This window comes from Streptomyces specialis (assembly GCF_001493375.1).
GTDB classification, from domain to species: Bacteria; Actinomycetota; Actinomycetes; order Streptomycetales; family Streptomycetaceae; genus Streptomyces; species Streptomyces specialis.
The window spans coordinates 1-1,159 of sequence record NZ_LN929886.1 but is presented as its reverse complement, the minus strand read 5'-3'; the positions used below and the strand labels follow the sequence as shown (position 1 = coordinate 1,159).

Sequence of the window (1,159 nt, the reverse complement as noted above, 5' to 3'; positions counted from 1 at the left end):
ACCCCACGCCACACGCCCTGGCCCGCCACCTGCGCACCGAACTCCTCGGCACCAGCTCGGACATGGCCAACTCGGAAACGACGACCCGGCAACCATCGACGGTCACGCCCACCGCCGTCCCGGGCGGGGCCGACGAACCGATCGCGATCATCGGCATGAGCTGCCGCTACCCCGGCGGTGTCACGACGCCCGAAGACCTGTGGCGGCTGGTGGCCGCAGGCGGCGACGCCATCTCCGGCTTCCCCACCGATCGCGGCTGGAACATCGACAAGCTCTACCACCCCGACCCCGACCACCACGGCACCACCTACGCACGCGAAGGCGGATTCCTGCACGACGCCGGGGACTTCGACGCCGACTTCTTCGGGATCTCGCCGCGTGAGGCGCTGGCGATGGATCCGCAGCAGCGGCTGTTGCTGGAGACGGCGTGGGAGGCGTTCGAACGCGCCGGAGTGGACCCGAAGTCGGTCAGGGGCTCCAGGACAGGCGTCTTTGCGGGCGTCATGTACCACGACTACGGATCCCGACTCCCTGTGGTCCCCGACGGGTTCGAGGGCTACCTCGGCAACGGCAGCGCCGGCAGCATCGCCTCCGGGCGGGTGGCTTACACGTTCGGGCTGGAGGGCCCGGCGGTGACGGTGGACACGGCATGCTCGTCGTCGCTGGTGGCGTTGCACCTGGCCGCGCAGGCGTTGCGGCAGGGGGAATGCTCCATGGCCCTGGCCGGGGGCGTCACCGTCATGGCCACACCGAACACCTTTGTGGAGTTCAGCCGCCAGCGCGGCTTGGCGGCGGACGGCCGGTGCAAGGCGTTCGCGGCGGGGGCGGATGGGACGGCGTGGTCCGAGGGCGTGGGGATGCTGCTGGTGGAGCGGCTGTCGGACGCGGTGCGCAACGGTCATCCGGTGCTGGCGGTCGTGCGTGGCTCGGCGGTGAATCAGGACGGTGCGTCGAACGGCATGACCGCGCCCAACGGCCCGGCCCAGCAGCGCGTCATCCGCCAGGCGCTGGCAAGTGCCGGCCTGTCGGCGGCCGATGTGGATGCGGTCGAGGGGCATGGGACGGGGACGTCGCTGGGTGATCCGATCGAGGCGCAGGCGTTGCTTGCCACGTACGGGCGGGAGCGTGATGCGGATCGGCCGTTGTGGTTGGGGTCGTT

1 protein-coding gene is annotated in these 1,159 nt (G+C 70.8%); it reads left to right on the top strand.

The genetic code is table 11. The annotated features are described in order from the left end of the window. Positions 1-1,159 (top strand): beta-ketoacyl synthase N-terminal-like domain-containing protein (locus tag BN2279_RS09755; RefSeq protein ID WP_199827700.1); only part of this gene is annotated, 1,159 nt, incomplete at both ends.